This window comes from Methanoregula sp. PtaB.Bin085, from assembly GCF_002067035.1.
Classification (GTDB): domain Archaea; phylum Halobacteriota; class Methanomicrobia; order Methanomicrobiales; family Methanospirillaceae; genus Methanoregula.
Map to the genome: position 1 here is coordinate 131,792 of NZ_MVQB01000013.1, position 20,961 is coordinate 152,752.

The window sequence follows — 20,961 nt, forward strand, 5'->3', positions numbered from 1 at the left end:
CGGTCGTCCTGCTGTCAGGATTCTCGCGGAAAATGACTTTACCGACAGAGATTGTCGGGAGATCTGGCATGTTGCAGGTGGCCGTCGAACCAGGGACTGCGAGGAACATGATGTCGGTTCAGTTCCGCACTGCCGGGAAATCATAGCCCCCAGCGGTAGTACTGTTCCATCTTTTATGGGTTCGAGAATCTTTGGGAGAACTTCGAGACCCTTCGAAGGGAGGTTCCCGAGGAGATCCGCGACTGCCGGAAAAATCGCTGGAAGGAGCGCAGAAAGTGACGCTGTCTTTTCCCATCCTGCACCTGTGGCCGAAGAGGGATCAATATCTGCAATGCAGGACGGGCTGCTTGAATTCCTCCTGGGGATGCCGGGCAGGAGCCGAAGCGCAGAATCCATATTTGATCCCTGCCGGATCATGCAGAATGAGACGTCAGCATCCTGCATACCTGCTTTTTCATGTCAAATCAATGAGCCCGTGATACATACGACAACAGGATAATAATCCTCATAACGATCCGCGCCAAAGGACTTATCACCTCAGGGTATCCGGCCGGATCACCGGAGGCTGCCTGCCGTTTCCCGCGGCAGGATTCGGGGGATTTTCATGAGACTATCGGACTTTCTTAAAAAACAGGGAACGGAGAAGAACCTTGCGGAATTGATCCTCTTTCTGGGAAGACAGTCTCTTGTTGTGAAGAAAGGATTCCTCACGATGCCCGGCAAGGGGCCGGAAGGGGAAAGAACCCGGAACGTGTTCGGTGAGGAGCAAATGCCGCTCGATAAATATGCTGACGGTGTTTTTATTGACGCCCTCCGACAGGCGCGGCTGGCCCGGTATATCGCAACCGAGGAGCAGGAGCAGATCATTGAGATTCCCGGCGCGAAGAATGACTTTGGTATCGTCATGGATCCGCTGGATGGTTCATCTCTGATCGATGTGAACCTCTGCATCGGTACTATCATCGGTATATGCCCGGGAAATGTCCTTGACAAGGGATCCCGTTTCCTCGCAGCGCTCTATATTCTCTATGGTCCTCTCACCACTCTGACATACACCACCGGAAAGGGCGTCCACGAGTTCATGGTGGACGAGAGCGGCGAATTCGTTTTGCGGCACCAGGATCTGCGCATTCCCGACGGAAAGATCTACGCCCCGGGCGCTCTCCGCAAAGACTGGATCCCGGCTCATGCCCGATGGATCGAAGATCTCGAGAAGTCTGGTTACAAGCTCCGCTTCAGCGGTAGTTTTGTCGCTGATGTCCACCAGATCCTGCACAAAGGCGGTGTCTTCACGTACCCGGGGATTAAAGGCAAGGATGCGGGAAAACTCCGCCTGCTGTACGAAGCAAATCCCATGGGCAGGATCATCGCGGAGGCCGGTGGGGCAGTCAGCAACGGGAAGGAGGATCTCCTCAACATCCAGCCGGCATCGATCAGCCAGGTCACACCGGTCTACATCGGCGGGAAGAAGGAGATCGCCCTGATTGAAAAATTTATGCGTGAAGGGTGAGTACACTGTGGCAGAGGAATGATGACGGAATGACAGCGAAGACCTATGGTCCAATCTCCGGCTCAGCTATCCTGAGAGGGATCACCGGCCACAAAGCAATCGTCATGGCGGCCAATGTCCGTATCGCGACTGTTGCGCAGGGTATATTTCAGGCAGCAAAGGATACGGACTCTGTTGTGTTTATGGAACTTGCCCGGTCCGAGAGCGACCTGAAAGGCGGGTATACCGGCATGACTCCGGCGATATTTGCAGAAAAGATGAAGGAATCTGCTGCGAAGGTGATGTTCGGGACATGGGCGCTCCATGCGGACCATATTACGATCAAGAAAGGCGATGCAGCAGAGATTGATGGAACGAAACAACTTATCGATGCGCAGGTGGATGCCGGTTACACCTCATTTGCGATCGACGCCTCTCACCTCTTCAACTTCGAGGGAAAGAACGTCCGCGAGGAGCTTTCTGAGAACATCCGGGTCACAACAGAGCTTGCCCGCCACATCAGGTCAAAGATGAAAGACCGTGAGTTCGGTCTGGAGGTTGAAGTCGGTGAAATCGGCCGCAAAGACACCGGCGGGCTTGTGCTGACAAAACCCGCAGAAGCGGTCGAATTCATCAGAGCGCTGAACGAGAACGGCGTATTCCCTGACGTCCTTGCTATCGCGAACGGCAGCACCCATGGCCATACTTATGATGCAAACGGGAACGTGGTTGCACAGCTTTCAATCGATATTCCCCAGACGAAAGCGATTGCACAGGCCCTCCGCGACAACCGTCTCAGTGTCGGAATTGCCCAGCACGGGATCACCGGCACCCCCCGCGAGCTGATCAACCTCCATTTCCCCAAGGGAGACATCATCAAGGGTAATGTCGGCACTTTCTGGCAGGATGTTGTCTTCGATGTCCTGAAAGTCTACGAGCCGTCCCTGTACAAAAGCATCTATGACTGGACACTGGAAAAGTACCGGCCTCTGAACCCCGGCAAGAAGGACAACCAGGTTTTCGATGGCAACTGCAAGATGGCGATCAAGGAGTTTTACAAGGAACTGTATTCCGTTGGCGAGGAGACGAACCAGGCCATCAGGGCCCGTGCATATGCCGAGAGTCTCGTCTTCTTCCGTGCCTTTTCCGCATATGGCACTGCGTCTCTTTTAAAAACCGGCGCAAAGAAAAAATCACCGTAATCTTTTTTTATCCCCGGCGTATCTCTAACTGTGAGACTGTATGCCCAAGACCACCATTTCTGTTATCAAGGCGGATGTGGGCAGTTTTCCCGGACACTGCCGCACCCACCCGAAGCTCCTTGAGAAGGCGTCCAGGCTCCTCAAGGACGAGGAGGGAAAGCTCCTGATCGATTCGCTTGTTACGCACTGCGGTGATGACCTCGAATTGATCATGACCCATACCCACGGCGTTGACAACGAGAAGGTCCACAAGCTTGCCTGGAATGTCTTCATGGAATGTACAAAGATAGCAAAAGATCTCAAGCTGTATGGCGCCGGCCAGGACATGCTCTCGACTGCATTCTCGGGAAATGTTCGGGGGATGGGCCCTGGTGTGGCAGAGATGGAGTTTGAGGAACGGGCATCCGACCCGGTGCTGGTCTTTATGGCGGACAAGACCGAGCCGGGGGCATGGAACTTTTTCCTGTACAAGATCTTCGCCGATCCGTTCAACACGGCCGGCCTCGTGATCGATCCTGCAATGCACAAGGGATTCACGTTCGAGGTGCACGATCTTTTCAAGAAGCGGAAGATCCTCTTCAGGTGCCCGGATGAGATCTACGACATGCTCGCTTATATCGGCGCACCCTCCCGTTACGTGATCAAACACGTTTTCCGGAACGATGGTGAGATAGCCGCAGCGACCAGTACCCAGCGGTTAAGTTTAATCGCAGGTAAGTATGTGGGCAAGGACGACCCGGTCATGATCGTCCGGTCGCAGAGCGGCCTTCCGGCAGTAGGCGAAGTGATCGATCCGTTCTGCATTCCGGTTCTCGTTGCAGGCTGGATGCGGGGATCCCACCACGGACCGCTGATGCCGGTGGGTCTCTGCGACGCTAACTGCACGCGGTTCGACGGTCCGCCCCGGGTTATCTGCTTCGGGTTCCAGATCTGCAACGGGAAACTGGTTGGTCCTGTCGATATGTTCGACGACCCGGCGTTCGATCGCGTCAGGAACCGGTGCAATGAGCTTGCCGATACAATCCGGGCACAGGGGCCGTTCGAGCCCCACCGCCTCTCGCTCGAGGAGATGGAATATACTACCCTCCCCGCTGTCGAAAAGGCACTTGCGGGCCGCTGGGAGGATCTGCCGAAGGAATAGCATCTTTTTATACAAACCGGTCCAGCAGGTCCGGCAAGGTTGGATCCCGGTGGACAGAAGGTGACTCATCCGGACACGGTACCCGTGTAATGATTGACGGGTTCGGGGAGACAGAAGCAGCCCGTCAGGGCCCGGATGCCATCAGCAGGTTGAAAAATCCTGCGGATTCATCTCCGGTATCGGGTCATACGCCCCTCACCATAAGCAAGCTTTAATTATTTTACATGCCAAATTAGGGCAGATGGTTAACGGAATTGTTTTGCCGATAAAAAAAGTATTTGCGCTCGTTGATTCCAAAATTTCAGTGGAGATCAAGGATGAAGGCCGTATCCTTCAGGGACGCCTCGTTGCAGTGGACGAATATCTGAATATCCACATGGACGAGACCATTGAGTTTGTCAACAAGCAACGGGGGAGGAGCCTCGGGACCGTTGTTATCCGGGGTAATAACATCCTGACAATTGCACCGGTTATCTGAGACGCAGGTGGAAGAACGTGGCAAAAACTGTCGTCAAAAAAGCCTCAAAGAACGCGGGCGGGGATGGCAAGAAGGCTGCAGGAAACAAACCTGCAAAGACTGCAACAAAGAGTCCCGTAAAAAAAACAAAACGAAACGAGGAAAAAACACCTGAAAAGAAAACCGGCCGGAAATCAGGTGTCACCGAAGAAAAAACCCTTGAGAAAATCCCGGTAAAAAAAGCAGTTCCAAAAGAGAAGAAAGAGAAGAAGCCCCCGGCAGAACAACCAGTAAAGACCGAAGCACCTGAAGAGGATATGGACAGTGAAGCGGATCCGGTCGACGAGGGTCTGAGACTGATCCAGTCGAAACCCGAAGGGATCCTCCAGAGCGAACTATGGAAGGAACTCGGTGTCGACAGCCGCAAGTGCTCGCGGATCGTCAAGAGGCTCGAAGAGAGCGGGCTCATTGAGCGGGTCGATTTCAAGCGGGAAGGAATCAAAACATACCTCCTGCGGGCAAAACAACAACCGGTAAATCCCGCGGACCTTCTTGCTGGTGACGAGCTCATTCCCTGTATCGGGTGCGAGCTCGAGTGTGTTGTCGAGGAATGTCATCCCCTCATGGACTGGATGTATCAGCTCGCCATTGTCCAGCATTCCGACGAATAACTTCATTCCCGTTTTTCCATTTCGGGTTTTGCGGACTGTTCTTTCTTTGCAATTTCCATCTGGAACAACTATTTATCGGTCCACCATCCACCTTTATCCAGTGAATCTGGCACGCTTTCAGCCCGGAGCTGCGTGATGTTCTCTGTTTTGGTTGTTGACGACTCGAGCGATCTCTTTGCCAGGATCCGTTCATACCTGGAGAAGAGCGGGGAGATCCGTGTCGAATCCGTGCATTCCTTCAGGCAGGCAACCGAGAGACTGAAAAGCCGGAATTATGATCTGGTCTTTTCCTACGATCAGGTACCCGATGTGAACGGCATCGAGTTCGTCTCCGAAATGAATGCACCGGAATTTATCCGGTATCTCCGGTCCGCCGGTAACAGTATCCCGGTAATCTTCCTGACCAGGAAACCTGGTGACCGGATCGTGCTTGAAGACGTGTCCAGTGCAGCAGAGATGGCGCTCTCTCCATCCGGCGATCTGCGTCCGCAGCTCGCCGATATTGTCACCCTGATCAAACAATCCGTTCTGCGGAAAAAGGCAGAAAGGGATACCAAGCTCCAGAACGACCAGCTTGCGGCTATTCTGGCAGCAAGTCCCCTTGGGATTATCCAGGTGCGGAACAGAACCATCCTGTGGGTGAACAACCGCATCGCCGCTTTCCTGGGCTGTAACGAGGCCGGCCTGACGGGAAAGGATTTCCCGGCCCTGTTTCCTACACCCGAAGAGTATGCCCGGTTCTGCGCCGCAATCCAGCACGTGCAGGATTCCTCCGGATTCGGCAGGGCAGAATGCAGTATCCAGAAGAAAGACGGGACACTTCTGCCCTGCCTGGTTCAGGCTCACCTTTTCGATCCCCGGGACGTTGCCAAGGGCGGAATCTTCATCGTTACCGATATCACGGAGAAAAAGGCGATGGCTGAAGCCTTAAGAAAGAGCGAGGCGAAGTACCGCGATCTGCTGGGAAACACGCAGAGCATTATAATCAGGATGGACCTGCAGGGGACAATCACCTTTATCAATACCTATGCGCTTGCATTTTTCGATTATGCATTTGAGGATATACTTGGAAAGAATGTTGTCGGGACAATCGTATCGCCAAAATCCCGGTCCGGTCATGATCTGTCTATGATGGCCGATGACCTGGGATTCAATGCCGATGGATACGCCGTCAATGTCAGCGAGAATATCCGCAGGAACGGAGACCGCGTCTGGATTGCCTGGATCAACAAGGCCATCCGCGATGAGAAGGGGCACGTCGTCGAGGTCCTGTGCATCGGGAATGATATCACCGACCGGAAGCGTGACGGAGTTGTCCGTATCAGCACCGATACCTGGAAAGACGTTGTTGTCGCAGAAACGGACATTTCCGACAGTGTCTTTGACGCCGTATTCCATATCTGCACCGAGATATCTATCGAAGGGAGGGAAGGGAAGGCAGTCGGGACGACGTTTCTTGTCGGGGACATGCAGCACGTACTGGAGAAGTCGCGCCAGATCATCCTGAACCCGTTTGAAGGCCACCCGCCAGAGTCGCGTATCATCACCAACCCCGGGCTCAAGGAAAACATCAAGGCGCTTGCGCAGCTGGATGGCGCCTTTGTCATATCCGGTGATGGTTTTGTCGAATCCGTAGGACGCTATATCACAGTCGATTCGAGCAGTGTCAGTCTCCCTCCCGGGATGGGCACACGGCATAACTCGGTTGCGGCCATCACCAGTGTAACCCGGTGCGTGGGGATCGTGGTTTCCCAGAGCGGAGGCGGGATCACGGTGTTCCGTGACGGAAGGATTGTGAAGAAGATCACGCTTTGATCCTCCCGGTGATGGTATATGCAAAGTGGGGGAGAGCCGCTATCCCAGAAAAAATTCCGGCAATTCCCGCGAATTCATTCTTGTGCAGGCTCCAGGAGCATATCCTGGTACCACCGGTCGACCGGAACAGAAAGTCCGGCTGTAAGCGCAATCTGCGCTGCAAGCAGGTGCCAGCAGGCCCTGCCGCGGTACAGGAAGTCCCCGCAGGTACAGAACCCGTCTTCTACGATATAGGATGAGGTCTTTCCCTCGACAACAACAAAGTCCAGATATTTTTTCACCCGGCCGGCATCGATCGCTTCAAGGGCATATTTCCCTTTCCGGCCGAACCTGTCTTCTATCGCTTTACGTACTTCCGCATCAAGCCCGTTACGTCCTTTCAGCAGGTCCCGGATATCGTTCATGGGATCGTATTCAGGACCGGAGGATCGGCAATGAATATCCATCCTTTTCGGGCTGCGAGTCGTTTCATCGCGGGAGTTTCGAGCGCATAGTGAGTTGCCTCGATGCAGGGAAGGGGTGCAGCGCGGCAGATCGAATGTTTAAGTTCCGATGAGAGGAATGCCAACGCACCCTTTCCTTTCGCCTCCTCCATGAGGAGAAGGTCGAATCCGCTCCCGCCGGCAACGGCAATCCTGCCGACGGGTCCGGTTTTTGTCATCTTTCCCCAGATTCGGAGCGGGCAGTCAAGGCGTCGGGAAATCTCCTTAACGGTCATCGGGCAGTCCCCGACCATCCCGAGTTCCAGGGGTGCGGTGTTCTCAAGGGAGAGGAGTTCCGCGAGTGCGTCGTTTACGCCAGATTCGGCATGGTCGAAGTTGGTATGCATGACCCAGATGTTCATGCCTGCTGCGAGCACGTCCCGCATAAGCGCAGCGGTCTGGCCGGTAAGGGTGGTAAGCGGGGTCCAGATAGGTGTGTGGTGGACAACGAGCATATCGGCCCGGGCGGCTGCAGCCTGCTTCACGACCGTGGGGGTGGCATCGAGTGCGCAGCAGATCGTGCCAATGGTTTTTTTCCCTTCAACGATGAGGCCTATCCTGCCTTCATCGAATTCCTCGGCAAGCCCGGGCGGGGCGATCCGCTCCATCTCGTCAATGAACTCCCGCACATGCATACAGGATCATGGACGCCGGTGGTTAAAATCGCATTTATTACTGAAAGTAATAACAATTGTCTTAAATATTCGGAAAACGGAATATCTGGGCATGCACAAGACCATCGGACAGATCAACGATCGCATCCGTGACGGATCGGCACGGGTCGTCACTGCCGAGGAGATGCCGGCTATCGTGGCCGAACTCGGCGAGGAGAAGGCGCTTAAAGAAGTCGACGTGGTTACCACCGGAACTTTCGGCGCCATGTGTTCGTCCGGGGCTTTTCTGAACTTCGGCCATGCTGAACCGCCTATTCGCATGGAACGGATCTGGCTGAATAACGTCGAAGCATACGGAGGTCTTGCCGCGGTCGATACCTATATCGGTGCAACGCAGGAGTCCGATACGCAGGGAAAGGAGTACGGAGGAGCGCACGTCATCGAGGATCTCATTTCCGGCAAGACTGTCGAGCTCCGGGCAAGTTCCCGGGGCACCGACTGCTACCCGCGCCGCACGCTTACGACCGAGCTTGCGCTCGAGAACCTCAACCAGGCGGTGATGTGCAACCCCCGAAACGCGTACCAGCGCTACAATGCTGCAACCAACACAACCGACCGCGTCCTGAACACCTATATGGGCACACTGCTGCCGGGCAATGGCAATATTACCTATTCCGGCGCAGGGCTCCTGAACCCCCTCTCAAACGACCCGAAGCTCCGTCTGATAGGGAGTGGTGTTCCAATCTTCCTCTGCGGCGGCCCCGGTATCGTTGTCGGTGAGGGGACTCAGCACTCTCCTGCCGGTGGATTCGGTACACTGATGGTGACGGGGGACCTCAAACAGATGTCACAGGAATACCTCCGCGCAGCGACCATGACCGGTTATGGCGTGACGATGTATGTCGGTCTTGGCATTCCCCTGCCGGTTCTTGACCTTGATGTCGTGCGGGCAACTGCAGTCAGGGACGAGGATATCAGCGTGGATATCATGGATTACGGGGTCCCGAGCAGGAACCGGCCATCGCTTCGCAAGGTCACGTACGCGGAACTGCGCAGCGGTGCGGTCGAGCTGAACGGCGAGGAGATCAGGACATCATCGCTCTCGAGCTTCCGCAGGGCGCGGCAGGTTGCAGCCGAACTGAAGCAGTGGGTCGAGAGCGGGAAGATGACCCTGGCTCTTCCCACCCGGCCGATCGACCCGGCTAAACAGAACAGGCCGATGCACCAGACAAAGTCGAGCCCAAAGGTACTGGAGATCATGGACAAGAAAGTGGTGAGCGTGGGGGAGGACGAGGAGATAACAACGGCAGCCAAGAAGCTCCTCAAGGGCGAGACCAATCACCTGCCGGTCATCAACAGCGGAAAGGTGCTGGTCGGGATCGTCACCACCTTTGATATTTCCAAAGCGGTTGCCAACCCGGGTAAAGCGCATCTCGTGCGGGACATCATGAAAACCAAAGTGATCACGACAACGCCGGACGAAGCGGTTGATATTGCGATCCAGAAACTGGAGAAGAACAACATCAGCGCCCTGCCGGTTATCGACGAAAAGTCGCATGTTGTCGGGATCCTCACCGCTATGAATCTCGGGAAGCTGGTCGGCGGGAGGTGGCTGAAATGAAACTGCTGGTCACGTTCTCCCGCGGGAAGGGGAGGAAGCCGATCATCGCCCAAGCGGTCCGCGATACCGGTGTCCTTATCAACGTGGAACGTGCGGTCATCGATTCATCCGAGGGCGAGGCCCTGATTGAAGTCCCGGACGACCAGTGCCGTCTCGTGAGCGACACCATGAGTACGCTCGGGGCGCATGTCCGTATCCTCGACCATGGTGTAAGCTACGATGAAAGCGAGTGTGTGGACTGCGGCGCCTGCATCAGCGTATGTCCCCGTGAGGTCTTCAGTTTCGACGCGGACTGGAAGCTCCATCTTGATGAAGGGCGATGCATCCTGTGCGGCAAGTGCGTTGATGCCTGCCCGCACCGTGCGCTTTCCCTGCCGTTATGATCCGGGAGCGATTCCATTTCCGGGAAACATTTGCAAACATCCTCGCGGATGATCCCGCGCATACAGCGGCAGCGAAATCCGGCATGATGGCCGCGAGGCAGGATCTGGAGGCATATATTGCCCGCGATCCTTTTTTTTCAGCAACCTTTGATCCGTACGAACCGGATTCTGATAATCAGGTCATCACCCGGATGGCAGAAGCAGGACGGAAGGCTGGAGTCGGACCGATGGCAGCAGTTGCCGGTACGATCGCATGGGCTGGTATCGAGGCGATGCGGGAAGCCGGAGCAACGTTTGGTGTTATCGATAATGGCGGCGACATCGCACTTGTCGCGAATCGCCCGGTCCGTGTCGGTGTTCACGCCGGTGGCGCACCCCTCTCAAACCGGGTCGCGTTTGTTATTCCTCCGCAGGAATCGGTTCTCGGCATCTGCACCTCATCGGCAACGGTCGGTCCGTCCGTCTCGTTCGGCATGGCCGATGCCGTTACGGTCTTCGCCCGCGATGTGGCGCTTGCGGACGCTTGGGCAACAGCTGTCTGCAACGCGATTCTGCCGGATGACCGGTCGGTGCTGGATAGGGTGGATCCTTATGAGGTCGCCGGAATTTTCGCAATCATGGGCGATATTACGGTCCGCTGGGGAGAGCTGCCCCCTCTGGTACCAGCAGTCGTTGACGAGGGGTTGATTAGCGCCGGGGACCGGTGATAAGAGATACTCTGAGAAACGCCCGGAATCACTGATACTCCGGGCTTTCCATGAACTCAATCCCCTGAATATATGCGGCCGAGCCGGAGAACGTTGCGACAACCTTCTCCCCATCGCTGATCGCGATCACGGGTTTTGCATCGTGCACGGCAACGATCATCGCCAGGAAATCGTTCTCCCGTATTTTGATTCCGCCGGTCAGCGATGATGCCGGTTCGAGTTCCAGCTGCTCGCGCAGGAGATTGTCGCCGGCGGTCCGGAAGAAGAAGTAAAAGACCTGCCATGCGTTCAGCAGGTCCGAAACCAGCAGTTCGTCCCGCACCTCGGATACAAGGAGTCCCAGCCGGGTCGCGAGGCACTCGTAATCGTCCTCGCAGTCATCCAGCAGCCGATCGGCAGCCGCAACGAGTTCGGTAAACGGGACGCGGGACTGGGAGAGACTCATGCACCACATATTCATTCCGAAACCACAAATACTTCCCTGCCCCGGGTTTCTGTCTCATATAGGTCCAGGAGCCGTTCGGATTCGTTTCATTTCCCACTTCTTCCTGAAGGATTCAAAACAAAGAAAACCCTTATTCCGATCGAAGGGAGATGAATACAGGTGAAAGAAGCTGACACGGACTGGCTGGTCTACCACCATCTTCCTGAGAGTGCAGCAGTCAGCACGGACGAACTTGCGTCCCGCTGCGGGCTCGCGCTTCCTGATGTCGAGGCATCGCTTGTGCGCCTCGAACGTTCCTGCCTTATCGAGCGGAATGGCCGATCGGTCAGGATGCTCTCGTTCGGTGAAGCTCTCGTCCGCAACCAGCTGAAATACGAAGAAGACCTCCCGTTCACGATTGAAAACGGCGTAATCAAAGCAAAAAACAGGGATCCATGCCAGGAAAAGAAGTAGCCATTCTCCGTATCGGTCACCGGCCGGAACGCGACCAGCGGGTGACGACCCATGTCGGGTTAACCGCCCGCGCTCTCGGGGGGAAGGGGATGTATCTCGCTGCTTCCGACAAGGGCGTTGTCAAAAGCATCGCGGACGTTGCCGGGCGGTGGGGCGGGGAGTTCTTCTGCGAGGACAATGTGAAGTGGCGGTCCTGCATCAAAACCTGGAAAGCGGAGGGAGGGGTTGTTGTCCACCTTACGATGTACGGGATCAACCTGCCGGATGCTATCGGCGAAATCCGGATGCATGGGAAGATCCTCGTCATTGTCGGGGCAGAGAAAGTGCCCGGGGATATCTACGGCCTTGCGGATTACAACGTGGCCGTGACGGGCCAGCCCCATTCCGAGATCTCGAGCCTCGCCCTCTTCCTCGATCACCTTTTCGAAGGTTCCGAGCTTCGGCATGAATTCCCCGGTGCGCAGATCCGTATCGTCCCGTCGAAAGCCGGAAAACAGACGGAGGGCCCGTGAGAGGCCGGCTGCTGGTTGCCGGGTTTGCCACCCGCCATATCGCCCAGTCTGCCAACCGGGCCGGCTTCGAGGTCTGCGCTGTCGACCATTTCTGCGACCAGGACCTTGCATGGTACACACAGGACCGGGAGAGATTCGACGATCTCGCCGATCTGCCGGCTGCAATTGAGCGTATCTGCCGCCGCAACCGTTTCGACTTTTTCGTGCCTGCATCCGGTGCCGAGATGATCCCTCCACCGGCACCGCTCCTCGGGACGCCGGCAGACACCGCTGCCCGGTTCCTCGACAAGCTGGAAACCCAGCGGTTCTTCGAATCGCTGGGGGTTACGGTGCCCCGGCTCCTCCCGGACGATGAGTATCCCGCGATGGTCAAGCCACGGTCCGGCGCCGGAGGGTGGCGGAACGCCGTAATCCGGACCGGAGCGGAGATGGAATCGTGGAAGGCGCTGTACGAAAATCCCCCATATATCCGGCAGGAGATCATCCCGGGAACCGCGGCAAGCGTCTGCTGCGTTACGGACGGTTCGCGGGCTGTTGCGATTGCGATAAACGAGCAGATCCTCCGGGGACAGGGAGAGTCTGCATTCGGGTTCTCCGGTTCGATCACGCCGTCAGAACACCCCCGCGGCCGTGAAATGGCGGATATGGCCGAACGGATTGCCGCAGCCAGCGGATGCCGCGGCACCATTGGGATCGATTTTGTTGCGGGTGACGACCGGGTGGCAGCCATTGAAGTGAACCCCCGGTTTCAGGGGACGGTCGACACCGTGGAGATGGCATGCCACGCCAGCCTGTTCTGTCTCCATTACGATGCCGTCCGCGGTAACCTGCCGGCCTGCCGGCCAAAACCCTGTGAGGTGGCGGTCCGGAGCATCCTGTTTGCCGACCGGGACATGACCCTGAAAACGGATCTTCGGGCGCTGAAGGAATACGTTGCCGATATCCCCTGGCCGGGAACGTTCTTTGAAAAGGACCAGGCCGTTGTCAGCGTGTACGGGCAGGGGCCCGATCGCGCGGCTGCCCTTGCTATGCTGGATAAGCATATTAGTTCCGTCCGACAATATATGCGCTGATGGATCCAACCGAAGACGCGCTGAACAACCCGGCAATTCGTGCCTACCTCCACCGACTCGTGGGGGATGAAGGTCTCGACCTTCTCGAGCGGTTCCCCGAGGAAGGGGAGCACAGCGACGAGGACCTTGCAGCCTCGACAGGTATCAACCTGAACTCAGTCCGGCACACGCTCTATACCTTATACGAGAAGCGGCTCGCCGAATATCACCGGATCAAGAACAACGAGACCGGCTGGCTTACCTATCTCTGGCAGCTGCGCATCGATCATATCTACGATGCCATCCGCGAGGACATGGAGACAGTGCTCGAGAAACTTTCACGCCGGGAAAAATACGAAACTGAGAATGATTTCTACATCTGTAAGGACTGCCAGATCCTTTTCACTTTCCCGCTCGCGATGAACTGCGATTTCACATGCCCGGAATGCACTAAACCGCTCGGGCACTTCGATAACGAGATCCTGCTCCGCTCCCTGACGACACGCATCGAAGCGATCAAGAAATCGCTTGGTCATGCCTGAACACAGGAGAATGAACAAAACGGCACCCGAATCGTCCAGCGAAGCGATTCTTGAGGATGCCGGGTGCAGTGAAAAGGTCATCGCCCACTGCCGTGCCGTGCGGGACTGCGCCTGCGAATATGCAGCGCGGAATTCCGCGATTGATTTTTCTCTTGTTGAACAGGGTGCGATGCTCCACGATATCGGCAGGGGTCGGACCCACGATATCCGTCATGCCCAGTGCGGGGCGGATCTCGTGCGTTCCATGAACCTTGGTGAGGATTTAGCCCGGATCGTGGAATGCCACACCGGTGCCGGCCTTACCGCCGATGAGTGCACGCTCCTTGGCCTCTCCCCCCGCGAATGTATGCCCCGGACAACTGAAGAGAAGATTGTGACGCATGCTGACAACCTTATCGCCGGGAAAAAACGGGTGACTATCCACGAGAGCATAGCTTCCGCATATCACCTGCCGCGGAAGGCACGGATGCGGATGTGGCGCCTCGCGTGCGAGGTGGAGATGCTGTGCGACGGGTGATGTGGTATGACTTTTTCCCACTCACACCACTTTTTTATATGCTACCCGGGTCATCAGCATCAACCATAGAACGGTTCATTGATGTGTAAACCGAAGAAAAGAGAAACCGGGGACATTTTTCAGATAATTACCTGCCGCACCTGCGGGAGCGCCCGGATCTGTTCGATGACGCCGGCCGGCAGGGGATCTTCAACAACGATCACCAGCTTTGGATCCTCGGAGAACTGGGGGTCGGTTACAAAGATCTGGCGGATGGAGAGCTGGTGGTCCGCGAGGACCCGCACAGCGGCCCCGACAATCCCCCGCTCGCTTGCATTCTTCGGAAGCACGGTGATGACCGTAAAGCCAAGCGACTCGGCGACCCTGCTGACATCCGGTGTGGCCCGCATGTTGAGGAAGATGTCGCGGAGCGTGGGACGCTCGAGGATCCTTCTTGCGGTCGCATCGACAACCCGACGGTCCGATCCGATGGCCTTTGCAACCGCGGTTGCCGGTATTTCGATACCATTGCAGCAGATCCGGCCATCTTCCGTTACTCCAAAGCCATTTTCGAGGAGGAACCGGACGACACGGCTCTGCGACGGTGAATCGCCAAACTCGTGAATGATTTCAGACCACATACTCACCACACGGATTCCTGTGAACATATCTGCATTCATATCAACCTGATCGCCTGGTTACTCAGGTCCATAGTTCGGGAAAATCGGCAGGCATTCCGGTTTTTCCATGCTAGTGCTTGTGTTCCAGGTACTGAAATATTCTTCGATGTTCGTGTACCAGCATTACGGAACAGCCTTATACATGTCCCCAAAAAGTCCCCGCGTAGAGCTAGGCGCAGACCGATCACGCGAAAAAAGTTAGAGTTTCCCCGCTCTCCGTATAAGGAGAACGGCGCTAACAAATCCTATGATAAAGGTTACCGGAACGAATGCAGTCGGAAACTCAGGAGAACCTACTGGCGGGCAGAATACCTTACTCCAGAGGTTCTTTGCAAAGAGTGTGTTGTCTGCGGTGGAAATATGGCGGTTATCGAAGATATTGGAATCACCGATGACGATAACCCGGCTCTCTTCCACCGCGTCGATCGCGGGGTATTTGTCGGGGGTCCATGCGATGGTACCTGTTGGACTGAGTTCGCCGCCTGCACGCAGGTAAACGGTTGACACGCCACTGAATGACGGGTGAGATGCCAGGTTCGTGATATACAGGTCAAGGGGAGACAGATACGATACTCCCGTTGTTACACCGAATGCCTGGCTGACCGGATTGATGTTTCCATTCGGGCAGTCGGTATTCTCGGCCAGTATGAGCAGTTTTCCGCCATTGTCTACGAAGGACTTGATTGCGGCCACTTCGGCAGCAGAGTACGGGGAATCGTCTGTTGTCAGCGTCGAAATGATCAGGATATCGAACGAGCTGAGATCCACCGAGGGATCCAGGATCCCCTTGTCGGTTACTGCAACAGGGTATCCCTCACCGGCCAGTAATGCCACAAATTGTGAAAAATCCCCGGTGGGATAATAATTGAGATAGACCCCATGGGATATATCCCATAGTGCAAGACAGTTTTGTGATCCGATTTCACAGACGGATGCCGCCGGGGAACTCCCTGTCATCATCATTTTTTCTTCCACGGGCAGACCATTTGATCTGTCGATCTCTGCTGATGCTATCCCACATACCAGGAGCATCAGTGTAAGGACAATAACAGCCTTCACGTGTTTCATTCCCTATCCTCCTCCTCTCATGATAATCATAACAGGGTGCTATGATTAGAAATGAGATATTTTTTTAATTGGAATTCCTGTATAAAATGAGGTGCAATGCGCCGGTGCAAGGCACCTTCATGGCGCACAGTGAAACACAGTTTTTCCGGAAACAGGAGTGAAGGTGGACTGCCATCTTTTCATGGATTATTTGTTTACCGATCCCGGTCCGGGACCGAAATACCCGGGGATGATCAGTATCCCCTCAACCCGGCAAGTAATCATGTTAATCCGAATCCTGATAAGGTGTCTCCTGTCGCAAGTTTTTATAAGATAGACAGCCTTTTTGTAATGGCACGAGAGCGTGGGTTGCCGAGCCAGGTCAAAGGCGCCAGCTTGAGGGGCTGGTCTCGAAGGAGTTCTCCGGTTCAAATCCGGTCCCACGCATGGTTTCTGTTCTTTCCAATCCTCTTTGCAGGTCAGCGTCTTTCCCGCTTGACGACCGTACAGGTATTTAGGCATGAATATCGATGTATATCGATGAAAAATATCCCGGTTCACCTCATGTTCCTGTTGGGAATCGTCCTTTTCCTTGTATCATCCGGCTGCACTGGTGGCCAGTCCGGCGTACAACTCACGGCAAAGGCAGTCCCGGTCGTGTCCCAGCATCAGACAGACAGATCCAACGAAACGCTTGTTGCCTTTGTGGAAAATGCGGCTGCTTACGTAAAAACCAACGGTGCACAAAAGGCACTTGCCGAGTTCAGCAACCCGAACGGTTCGTTCATCCGGGGTGAACTGTATATATACGCGTACGGTTTCAACGGCACGACCCTTGCCCACCCGGTCAATCCAGAGTCGATCGGAAAGATCCGTGAAGGAGCGATCGGCGTTTTTGTTACGGAGATGGGTGAGGTTGTCCGGAACGGGAGCGGCTTTTACCGGTTTACGTATGTCAACCCGCAGCATAACGGGATTCTCGAATCGAAGCTGGGGTATGGCGTGAAGATCGATGACGACTGGTGGATCGGATCCGGTGTCTATACCGGGCCGGTTGAGACTGCAGCAGCGCCATTGCCGGCAACACCTGGTACCTGATCGCCAATCCCACACCACTCTTCTGCCGCCTCTCGTTTTCGGGCCAGTGAAATCCTTATCATATTCCCAGCATAATTCTCCAGTATGCCGGAACAGAAGGGCCGGAAGAAAAAACCTGATCCAAAAGAGCGGGTAAAAAAAGCGGTTCGGAAACCTGGTTTGGAAAAAAGGGTGCCGGAACCTGCAAAAATGCCGCAGAAAAGGACGATTATCGATATGCTTCCGGACCTGCTGGTGAAGGCCCTCGCCCGCCATGACGATTTCATCATAACCTGCGAAACAGATCCCGGTACGGAGAAAAAAACCCTTCATATCCTCTCCGGCAGGTTTGTCACACCCTGCATGCTGAACAAACTTATTGGCCAGGCAGAGTCGCAGCGCGACGAGGGAAGTACGCTGATCTCGCGGAAATGGATATAGCCGGCCAGTGATATCACGGCCTGTCCGTCTGCCGGATTCCGGGTATATGGCGGGAACGATCACCGCTCGATCAGCCGGATGGTATCACCGGTCTTTTTTGCCAGCACGTCCCGTCCCTGGAGCCGCGCCACATCAGCGATTGCTTCGAGAACATGGACCGATTCCTCAAGGAATGACAGAATATCGGCCGGGAAGAGTTCGATCCCGTATTCGTCCAGCAGGTACGATCCTATCTGCCGGTGGTCGAGCCCGTTCATCCGGAGTTCGAGGACTTTTGTAGCAAACTTCTTCTCCGGACAGCCGCAGAGCGGGGAGTCCCGGCAGTTACACCGCAGAAACGCATCAAAAAAAGCAAGGATCTGCTCCCTCACTGCATAATCGAGGGAATCGTAATCGATCCGAGAACTGAGGGTCTCGAGCATCGTGCCCGAGAATGCAAGCTCGGGAATGCGGTATCCGGCGAGCCGTTCAATCTTTTTTGCATGACGGAAACGCGCCCGGTCAGCGATCACTCGTCTTCTCCGGTACTCTCATCAAAGTTCTTTAACGAGGTCATCGACTCGCCGATCCGCTCGCATTCGATGAGCCATTCGTCGAACAGCGTTGGATTCTCGAGATCGTCCTTGACATATTTCCCGCAGCAGGCAGCACCGTCAATGACTGCAGCGGCGATGTTGGACGCGGTCTCGAGGGCGAGTTCCATGTCCTTATCGATCTGCTCTTTTCCTTTCTTGACGAGTGTCTTGATGTCCTTGTCGAAGGTGCCGGAAATATATTTCCTGCTGCCGGCAAAGAGGACAAGCTTGGGCAGCTGGAGGATCTCGACGAGTTCCTCGAGATCTCCCTTGGGGGCCGCCGCCATTACAATCGCTTCGACCGCGGCGAGCTTGTCGAGGGCCTCTTCCTTGCTGAAACGCTTGTTCTGGTACAGCTTGATGATCTTCAGGACCTCGATGGTAATATCGACGGAGAAGCCGTCAAGGATACGGAATCCCTCGGGCATCTCCTCGCTCTTTGGATCCTGTTCGAAACTCGCTTCGGAAAGGGTTTTGAGCCAATTGTCCCAGCGCTCCTGGTTATAAAAGATATAGAACAGCTTCAGGGGCTCTTCTTCAACTTTTTTCGCTGCCTTCTTTGCCATTTCATTACAGTATTCCACCTCCGTGATTAAATGATTTCGGAACTTCGAGGGTCGCCAGAGCCGGGAATGGAGAAGACCGAAGGTTTTGAACTCCCCCGGGGTCGAAGGTTTGTTGCGCAACCCATTACCTCATCGACATTCGAAGTACTCCGGAGAGTACTCCTCCTCATAATCCAGATGATCTATTCAGATTCTGACGAACCTTCCGGACTCATCAGTTCCGAAACGTGAGGGATGACAGGATCCCGGGCCGAGAACGGTTATCACCATTGACGGGCAATTATTCCGGGACTATGGCGGCAGGAGGAAACGGACACGGGAAGGAGAAGCTTGTGATGGCGCGGTACGGGGAGCTCTTCCTGAAGAGCGAACCGGTCAAGCGCCATTTCATCGGCATGCTCCTGCGTAATATCCGGAAAGCGCTCGGAGCCGCAGGTCTGGAATGCCGGTTCGAAACCCCCCGTGGCAGGATCCTGATCTATGGCGATAATCCGGATCGGATCGCGGGGATTGTTTCGCGGATCTTCGGCATAGTGGACGTCAGTACCTGCCTCCGGACATCTCCCGATCCGGAGGAGATGAAACGGGCAGCGCTCGCCCTTGCGTCTTCCCGCCTCAAAACCGGTATGAGTTTTGCCGTCCGTGCAAAACGGCAGCACAAGACCGGCATGGACAGCCAGGAGCTGGGACGTGTTATCGGCTCATGGCTGTACGAACATATTCCCGGTCTCACCGTTGATCTTGATGATCCCGCGTATGAGATCTTTGCGGAGGTCCGCGATATCGGGGGGCTTGTGTATGATGGGCGGTTGCCGGGACCGGGCGGTCTGCCCTGGGGCACGCAGGGCCGCGTGCTGGTCCTTCTCTCAGCTGGAATCGATTCGCCGGTTGCGTCATGGCTTGCCATGAAGCGCGGTTGCGAGGTCACCAGCCTGTACCTGGATGCAGGGCGGTGGGCCGGTGCGGACGTCACGGCTGCAGCGATTGAGAACCATCGAAGGCTCTCCCTCTGGTGTGCCGGCACTCCGCTCCCGATGGTTATCGCGGACAGCGAACCGCTGTACGATGCGATGAGCCGGCAGAAAGTCCCGCCGCGGTACCGTTGCGTCATCTGCAAGCGTTTTATGCTCCGTGTCGCGGGACGGCTGATGGAACACGAAGGCGCTCTTGCGGTCGTTACCGGGGAGAACCTCGGGCAGGTGGCTTCCCAGACCCTCGCGAATCTCGGTGTTGTTGCTGACGCTGCGTCTGTCCCGGTTCTCCGACCGCTTATCACGTTCGATAAGGAAGAAACGATCGCAATCGCCCGCGGTATCGGGACGTTCGTTGCAAAGCCGGGCGATCTTGCCTGCCGCGCTGTTCCGAAGATGCCTGCAACGGCAGCAGGGCTGAAGGAAGTGCTGGAGCACGAGCAAACGGTCGGGATTGTTGATCTTGTGGACCATGCGGTCATCAATTGCCGGTTCATCACCGCGCTTGACGGCAGGATTGTTGATCAGATACCCCATGTCCGCGGGGAGTGACCCCCGGGAGTGACCGATGGAACCGGATGAATTCCGACCGGCATACCTCACCCTGCATGCATCCGGCGAACTGGATGAACGGGCGGACCGTGCAGAGGATCTTTTGAAGGCCTGCACGGTCTGCCCCCGCCGGTGCGGGGTGAACCGGTTCGCGGGCGAGCAGGGATTCTGCCGGACCGGGCTGCTACCGGTCGTCTCCAGCTATGGCCCGCATTTTGGCGAGGAGCCTCCGCTCGTGGGGCACGGGGGTTCCGGCACGATCTTTATTACTCACTGCAACCTCGCCTGCACGTTCTGCCAGAACGCCGATATCAGCCAGGAAGGACGGGGGGGTGAGATACCCCTGGAAAAATTCGCGGAGATGATGCTCCGACTGCAGAAAGGGGGCTGCGTGAACATCAACGTCGTTACCCCGACCCATATTGTCCCGCAGCTTATCAGGAGCATCGGGATCGCGGCCGGCCGGGGGCTTTCTTTGCCAGTAGTGTACAATTCCGGCGGGTACGAATCCATGGATACGCTCCGGCTTCTCGACGGGATCATCGACATCTACATGCCGGATGCAAAATACGGCAGCAACAGAATCGCAGAAGCCCTCTCTGGTGCGGCAGGGTACGTGGATGTCATGAGAGACGCCCTCCGGGAGATGCACCGGCAGGTCGGTGACCTTGTCATAACCGGAGGCATTGCACGGCACGGCCTGCTTGTTCGGCACCTTGTGCTGCCGGACAATCTCGCGGGGAGCGATTCTGTCCTTCCGTGGATAGCGGAGAATCTCTCGCAGGATACCTACGTAAACATCATGGACCAGTATCATCCCGCCCACAGAGTCATCGATAATCCGGAGAACAGATTCCCGTCGCTCCGGAGAAGTATAACTGCCATCGAGTACCGGCAGGCTGTACGGATCGCACAGCGGGCAGGGCTGCACCGCGGTTTTCCCGGCTGAACACACAGGAACTGCCGTGGT

At 55.9% G+C, this 20,961-nt stretch carries 25 protein-coding genes and 1 tRNA gene; 19 read left to right on the forward strand and 7 right to left on the reverse strand.

Annotated elements, in window-relative coordinates:
- Positions 1-604: 604 nt before the first annotated feature.
- From A4E33_RS01370 to A4E33_RS01395, 6 genes are all read left to right on the forward strand, one after another.
- A complete protein-coding gene (locus A4E33_RS01370) occupies positions 605-1,510 on the forward strand; it encodes a class 1 fructose-bisphosphatase (protein ID WP_292345702.1) in 906 nt (301 codons plus the stop codon).
- 29 nt (positions 1,511-1,539) lie between these two features.
- The gene (locus tag A4E33_RS01375; RefSeq protein ID WP_292345703.1) at positions 1,540-2,691 is read left to right on the forward strand and encodes a class II fructose-bisphosphate aldolase; all 1,152 of its coding nucleotides are present in this window, start codon (positions 1,540-1,542) and stop codon (positions 2,689-2,691) included.
- A gap of 40 nt (positions 2,692-2,731) precedes the next feature.
- Positions 2,732-3,832, forward strand: a complete 1,101-nt coding sequence (gene fbp, locus A4E33_RS01380) for a fructose-1,6-bisphosphate aldolase/phosphatase (protein WP_292345704.1) — start codon at positions 2,732-2,734, stop codon at positions 3,830-3,832.
- Between the two features lie 241 nt (positions 3,833-4,073).
- Positions 4,074-4,310, forward strand: a complete 237-nt coding sequence (locus tag A4E33_RS01385; protein WP_292345706.1) for an LSM domain-containing protein — start codon at positions 4,074-4,076, stop codon at positions 4,308-4,310.
- Positions 4,311-4,327: 17 nt separating this feature from the next.
- Positions 4,328-4,960, forward strand: a complete 633-nt coding sequence (locus tag A4E33_RS14790; RefSeq protein WP_394334379.1) for a helix-turn-helix transcriptional regulator — start codon at positions 4,328-4,330, stop codon at positions 4,958-4,960.
- Positions 4,961-5,095: 135 nt separating this feature from the next.
- Entirely contained in the window at positions 5,096-6,775 is a 1,680-nt protein-coding gene (locus A4E33_RS01395) for a PAS domain S-box protein (protein ID WP_292345708.1), read from the forward strand.
- A gap of 74 nt (positions 6,776-6,849) precedes the next feature.
- Here the strand turns inward: A4E33_RS01395 and A4E33_RS01400 are convergent, their stop codons facing one another.
- Both A4E33_RS01400 and A4E33_RS01405 read right to left on the reverse strand, forming a co-directional pair.
- Entirely contained in the window at positions 6,850-7,179 is a 330-nt protein-coding gene (locus tag A4E33_RS01400) for an SWIM zinc finger family protein (protein WP_292345709.1), read from the reverse strand.
- Positions 7,176-7,892, reverse strand: a complete 717-nt coding sequence (locus tag A4E33_RS01405) for a Nif3-like dinuclear metal center hexameric protein (protein ID WP_292345711.1) — start codon at positions 7,890-7,892, stop codon at positions 7,176-7,178. Before A4E33_RS01405 ends, A4E33_RS01400 begins: the two co-directional genes overlap by 4 nt.
- A gap of 91 nt (positions 7,893-7,983) precedes the next feature.
- Between A4E33_RS01405 and A4E33_RS01410 the strand changes: the two genes are divergently transcribed.
- Genes A4E33_RS01410 through A4E33_RS01420 form a run of 3 tightly spaced genes read left to right on the forward strand, consistent with a single transcriptional unit; the run spans position 7,984 to position 10,582 of the window.
- Complete coding sequence (locus A4E33_RS01410) at positions 7,984-9,492, forward strand: homocysteine biosynthesis protein (RefSeq protein WP_292345713.1); 1,509 nt, start codon at positions 7,984-7,986, stop codon at positions 9,490-9,492.
- The gene (locus tag A4E33_RS01415) at positions 9,489-9,875 is read left to right on the forward strand and encodes a 4Fe-4S binding protein (protein WP_292345715.1); all 387 of its coding nucleotides are present in this window, start codon (positions 9,489-9,491) and stop codon (positions 9,873-9,875) included. Before A4E33_RS01410 ends, A4E33_RS01415 begins: the two co-directional genes overlap by 4 nt.
- A complete protein-coding gene (locus tag A4E33_RS01420; RefSeq protein ID WP_292345717.1) occupies positions 9,872-10,582 on the forward strand; it encodes a UPF0280 family protein in 711 nt (236 codons plus the stop codon). The genes A4E33_RS01415 and A4E33_RS01420 overlap by 4 nt, the downstream gene beginning before the upstream one ends.
- A 28-nt stretch (positions 10,583-10,610) precedes the next feature.
- Here A4E33_RS01420 and A4E33_RS01425 read toward each other — a convergent pair whose 3' ends face one another.
- On the reverse strand, positions 10,611-11,027 hold the full coding sequence (locus A4E33_RS01425) for a hypothetical protein (protein WP_292345718.1): 417 nt from the start codon (positions 11,025-11,027) through the stop codon (positions 10,611-10,613).
- Positions 11,028-11,186: 159 nt separating this feature from the next.
- Between A4E33_RS01425 and A4E33_RS01430 the strand changes: the two genes are divergently transcribed.
- From A4E33_RS01430 to A4E33_RS01450, 5 genes are read left to right on the forward strand one after another with little or no spacing between them, the layout of a single operon-like run.
- Positions 11,187-11,480, forward strand: coding sequence for a MarR family transcriptional regulator (locus A4E33_RS01430; RefSeq protein WP_292345720.1), 294 nt, complete (start codon positions 11,187-11,189; stop codon positions 11,478-11,480).
- Positions 11,462-11,992, forward strand: a complete 531-nt coding sequence (locus A4E33_RS01435) for a tRNA (cytidine(56)-2'-O)-methyltransferase (protein WP_292345722.1) — start codon at positions 11,462-11,464, stop codon at positions 11,990-11,992. The genes A4E33_RS01430 and A4E33_RS01435 overlap by 19 nt, the downstream gene beginning before the upstream one ends.
- Positions 11,989-13,065: an ATP-grasp domain-containing protein gene (locus A4E33_RS01440; RefSeq protein ID WP_292345724.1), complete on the forward strand. Its 1,077-nt coding sequence runs from the start codon at positions 11,989-11,991 to the stop codon at positions 13,063-13,065. The genes A4E33_RS01435 and A4E33_RS01440 overlap by 4 nt, the downstream gene beginning before the upstream one ends.
- Entirely contained in the window at positions 13,065-13,586 is a 522-nt protein-coding gene (locus A4E33_RS01445; RefSeq protein ID WP_292345726.1) for a transcription factor, read from the forward strand. The genes A4E33_RS01440 and A4E33_RS01445 overlap by 1 nt, the downstream gene beginning before the upstream one ends.
- Before the next feature lie 10 nt (positions 13,587-13,596).
- Positions 13,597-14,103, forward strand: a complete 507-nt coding sequence (locus A4E33_RS01450; RefSeq protein WP_292345728.1) for an HDIG domain-containing metalloprotein — start codon at positions 13,597-13,599, stop codon at positions 14,101-14,103.
- A gap of 119 nt (positions 14,104-14,222) precedes the next feature.
- On the opposite strand, the gene A4E33_RS01455 is transcribed toward A4E33_RS01450, so the two are convergent.
- On the reverse strand, positions 14,223-14,723 hold the full coding sequence (locus tag A4E33_RS01455) for a regulator of amino acid metabolism, contains ACT domain protein (protein WP_292345729.1): 501 nt from the start codon (positions 14,721-14,723) through the stop codon (positions 14,223-14,225).
- 237 nt (positions 14,724-14,960) lie between these two features.
- The gene (locus A4E33_RS01460) at positions 14,961-15,596 is read right to left on the reverse strand and encodes a DUF4350 domain-containing protein (RefSeq protein ID WP_292345731.1); all 636 of its coding nucleotides are present in this window, start codon (positions 15,594-15,596) and stop codon (positions 14,961-14,963) included.
- A 575-nt stretch (positions 15,597-16,171) separates the two neighbouring features.
- On the opposite strand from A4E33_RS01460, the gene A4E33_RS01465 reads away from it, so the two are divergent.
- The 3 genes from A4E33_RS01465 (at position 16,172) to A4E33_RS01475 (ending at position 17,327) form a co-directional block, all read left to right on the forward strand.
- Positions 16,172-16,256, forward strand: a tRNA-Leu gene (locus A4E33_RS01465).
- A 117-nt stretch (positions 16,257-16,373) separates the two neighbouring features.
- Positions 16,374-16,907 carry a cache domain-containing protein gene (locus tag A4E33_RS01470; protein ID WP_292345733.1) on the forward strand — a complete coding sequence of 178 codons (534 nt, stop codon included), beginning with the start codon at positions 16,374-16,376 and terminating at the stop codon, positions 16,905-16,907.
- Between the two features lie 84 nt (positions 16,908-16,991).
- The gene (locus A4E33_RS01475) at positions 16,992-17,327 is read left to right on the forward strand and encodes a hypothetical protein (RefSeq protein ID WP_292345734.1); all 336 of its coding nucleotides are present in this window, start codon (positions 16,992-16,994) and stop codon (positions 17,325-17,327) included.
- 59 nt (positions 17,328-17,386) lie between these two features.
- On the opposite strand, the gene A4E33_RS01480 is transcribed toward A4E33_RS01475, so the two are convergent.
- Both A4E33_RS01480 and A4E33_RS01485 read right to left on the reverse strand, forming a co-directional pair.
- Positions 17,387-17,839 (reverse strand): DUF5814 domain-containing protein, encoded by a 453-nt coding sequence (locus tag A4E33_RS01480; RefSeq protein WP_292345736.1) that lies wholly within the window; start codon positions 17,837-17,839, stop codon positions 17,387-17,389.
- Entirely contained in the window at positions 17,836-18,468 is a 633-nt protein-coding gene (locus A4E33_RS01485) for a DUF2150 family protein (protein ID WP_292345737.1), read from the reverse strand. Before A4E33_RS01485 ends, A4E33_RS01480 begins: the two co-directional genes overlap by 4 nt.
- A 293-nt stretch (positions 18,469-18,761) precedes the next feature.
- On the opposite strand from A4E33_RS01485, the gene thiI reads away from it, so the two are divergent.
- Complete coding sequence (gene thiI, locus A4E33_RS01490; protein ID WP_292345739.1) at positions 18,762-19,991, forward strand: tRNA uracil 4-sulfurtransferase ThiI; 1,230 nt, start codon at positions 18,762-18,764, stop codon at positions 19,989-19,991.
- Positions 19,992-20,007: 16 nt separating this feature from the next.
- On the forward strand, positions 20,008-20,940 hold the full coding sequence (locus A4E33_RS01495; RefSeq protein WP_292345742.1) for a radical SAM protein: 933 nt from the start codon (positions 20,008-20,010) through the stop codon (positions 20,938-20,940).
- The last annotated feature ends 21 nt before the right edge of the window (positions 20,941-20,961 follow it).

Bases quoted from the DNA above. Each gene is read 5' to 3' on its own strand.
- A4E33_RS01370 (WP_292345702.1), top strand. From the start codon at position 605: ATGAGACTATCGGACTTTCTTAAAAAACAGGGAACGGAGAAGAACCTT.
- A4E33_RS01375 (WP_292345703.1), top strand. From the start codon at position 1,540: ATGACAGCGAAGACCTATGGTCCAATCTCCGGCTCAGCTATCCTGAGA.
- fbp (WP_292345704.1), top strand. From the start codon at position 2,732: ATGCCCAAGACCACCATTTCTGTTATCAAGGCGGATGTGGGCAGTTTT.
- A4E33_RS01385 (WP_292345706.1), top strand. From the start codon at position 4,074: ATGGTTAACGGAATTGTTTTGCCGATAAAAAAAGTATTTGCGCTCGTT.
- A4E33_RS01395 (WP_292345708.1), top strand. From the start codon at position 5,096: ATGTTCTCTGTTTTGGTTGTTGACGACTCGAGCGATCTCTTTGCCAGG.
- A4E33_RS01400 (WP_292345709.1), bottom strand. From the start codon at position 7,179: ATGAACGATATCCGGGACCTGCTGAAAGGACGTAACGGGCTTGATGCG.
- A4E33_RS01405 (WP_292345711.1), bottom strand. From the start codon at position 7,892: ATGCATGTGCGGGAGTTCATTGACGAGATGGAGCGGATCGCCCCGCCC.
- A4E33_RS01410 (WP_292345713.1), top strand. From the start codon at position 7,984: ATGCACAAGACCATCGGACAGATCAACGATCGCATCCGTGACGGATCG.
- A4E33_RS01415 (WP_292345715.1), top strand. From the start codon at position 9,489: ATGAAACTGCTGGTCACGTTCTCCCGCGGGAAGGGGAGGAAGCCGATC.
- A4E33_RS01420 (WP_292345717.1), top strand. From the start codon at position 9,872: ATGATCCGGGAGCGATTCCATTTCCGGGAAACATTTGCAAACATCCTC.
- A4E33_RS01425 (WP_292345718.1), bottom strand. From the start codon at position 11,027: ATGAGTCTCTCCCAGTCCCGCGTCCCGTTTACCGAACTCGTTGCGGCT.
- A4E33_RS01435 (WP_292345722.1), top strand. From the start codon at position 11,462: ATGCCAGGAAAAGAAGTAGCCATTCTCCGTATCGGTCACCGGCCGGAA.
- A4E33_RS01445 (WP_292345726.1), top strand. From the start codon at position 13,065: ATGGATCCAACCGAAGACGCGCTGAACAACCCGGCAATTCGTGCCTAC.
- A4E33_RS01450 (WP_292345728.1), top strand. From the start codon at position 13,597: ATGAACAAAACGGCACCCGAATCGTCCAGCGAAGCGATTCTTGAGGAT.
- A4E33_RS01455 (WP_292345729.1), bottom strand. From the start codon at position 14,723: ATGTGGTCTGAAATCATTCACGAGTTTGGCGATTCACCGTCGCAGAGC.
- A4E33_RS01470 (WP_292345733.1), top strand. From the start codon at position 16,374: ATGTTCCTGTTGGGAATCGTCCTTTTCCTTGTATCATCCGGCTGCACT.
- A4E33_RS01475 (WP_292345734.1), top strand. From the start codon at position 16,992: ATGCCGGAACAGAAGGGCCGGAAGAAAAAACCTGATCCAAAAGAGCGG.
- A4E33_RS01485 (WP_292345737.1), bottom strand. From the start codon at position 18,468: ATGGCAAAGAAGGCAGCGAAAAAAGTTGAAGAAGAGCCCCTGAAGCTG.
- thiI (WP_292345739.1), top strand. From the start codon at position 18,762: ATGGCGGCAGGAGGAAACGGACACGGGAAGGAGAAGCTTGTGATGGCG.
- A4E33_RS01495 (WP_292345742.1), top strand. From the start codon at position 20,008: ATGGAACCGGATGAATTCCGACCGGCATACCTCACCCTGCATGCATCC.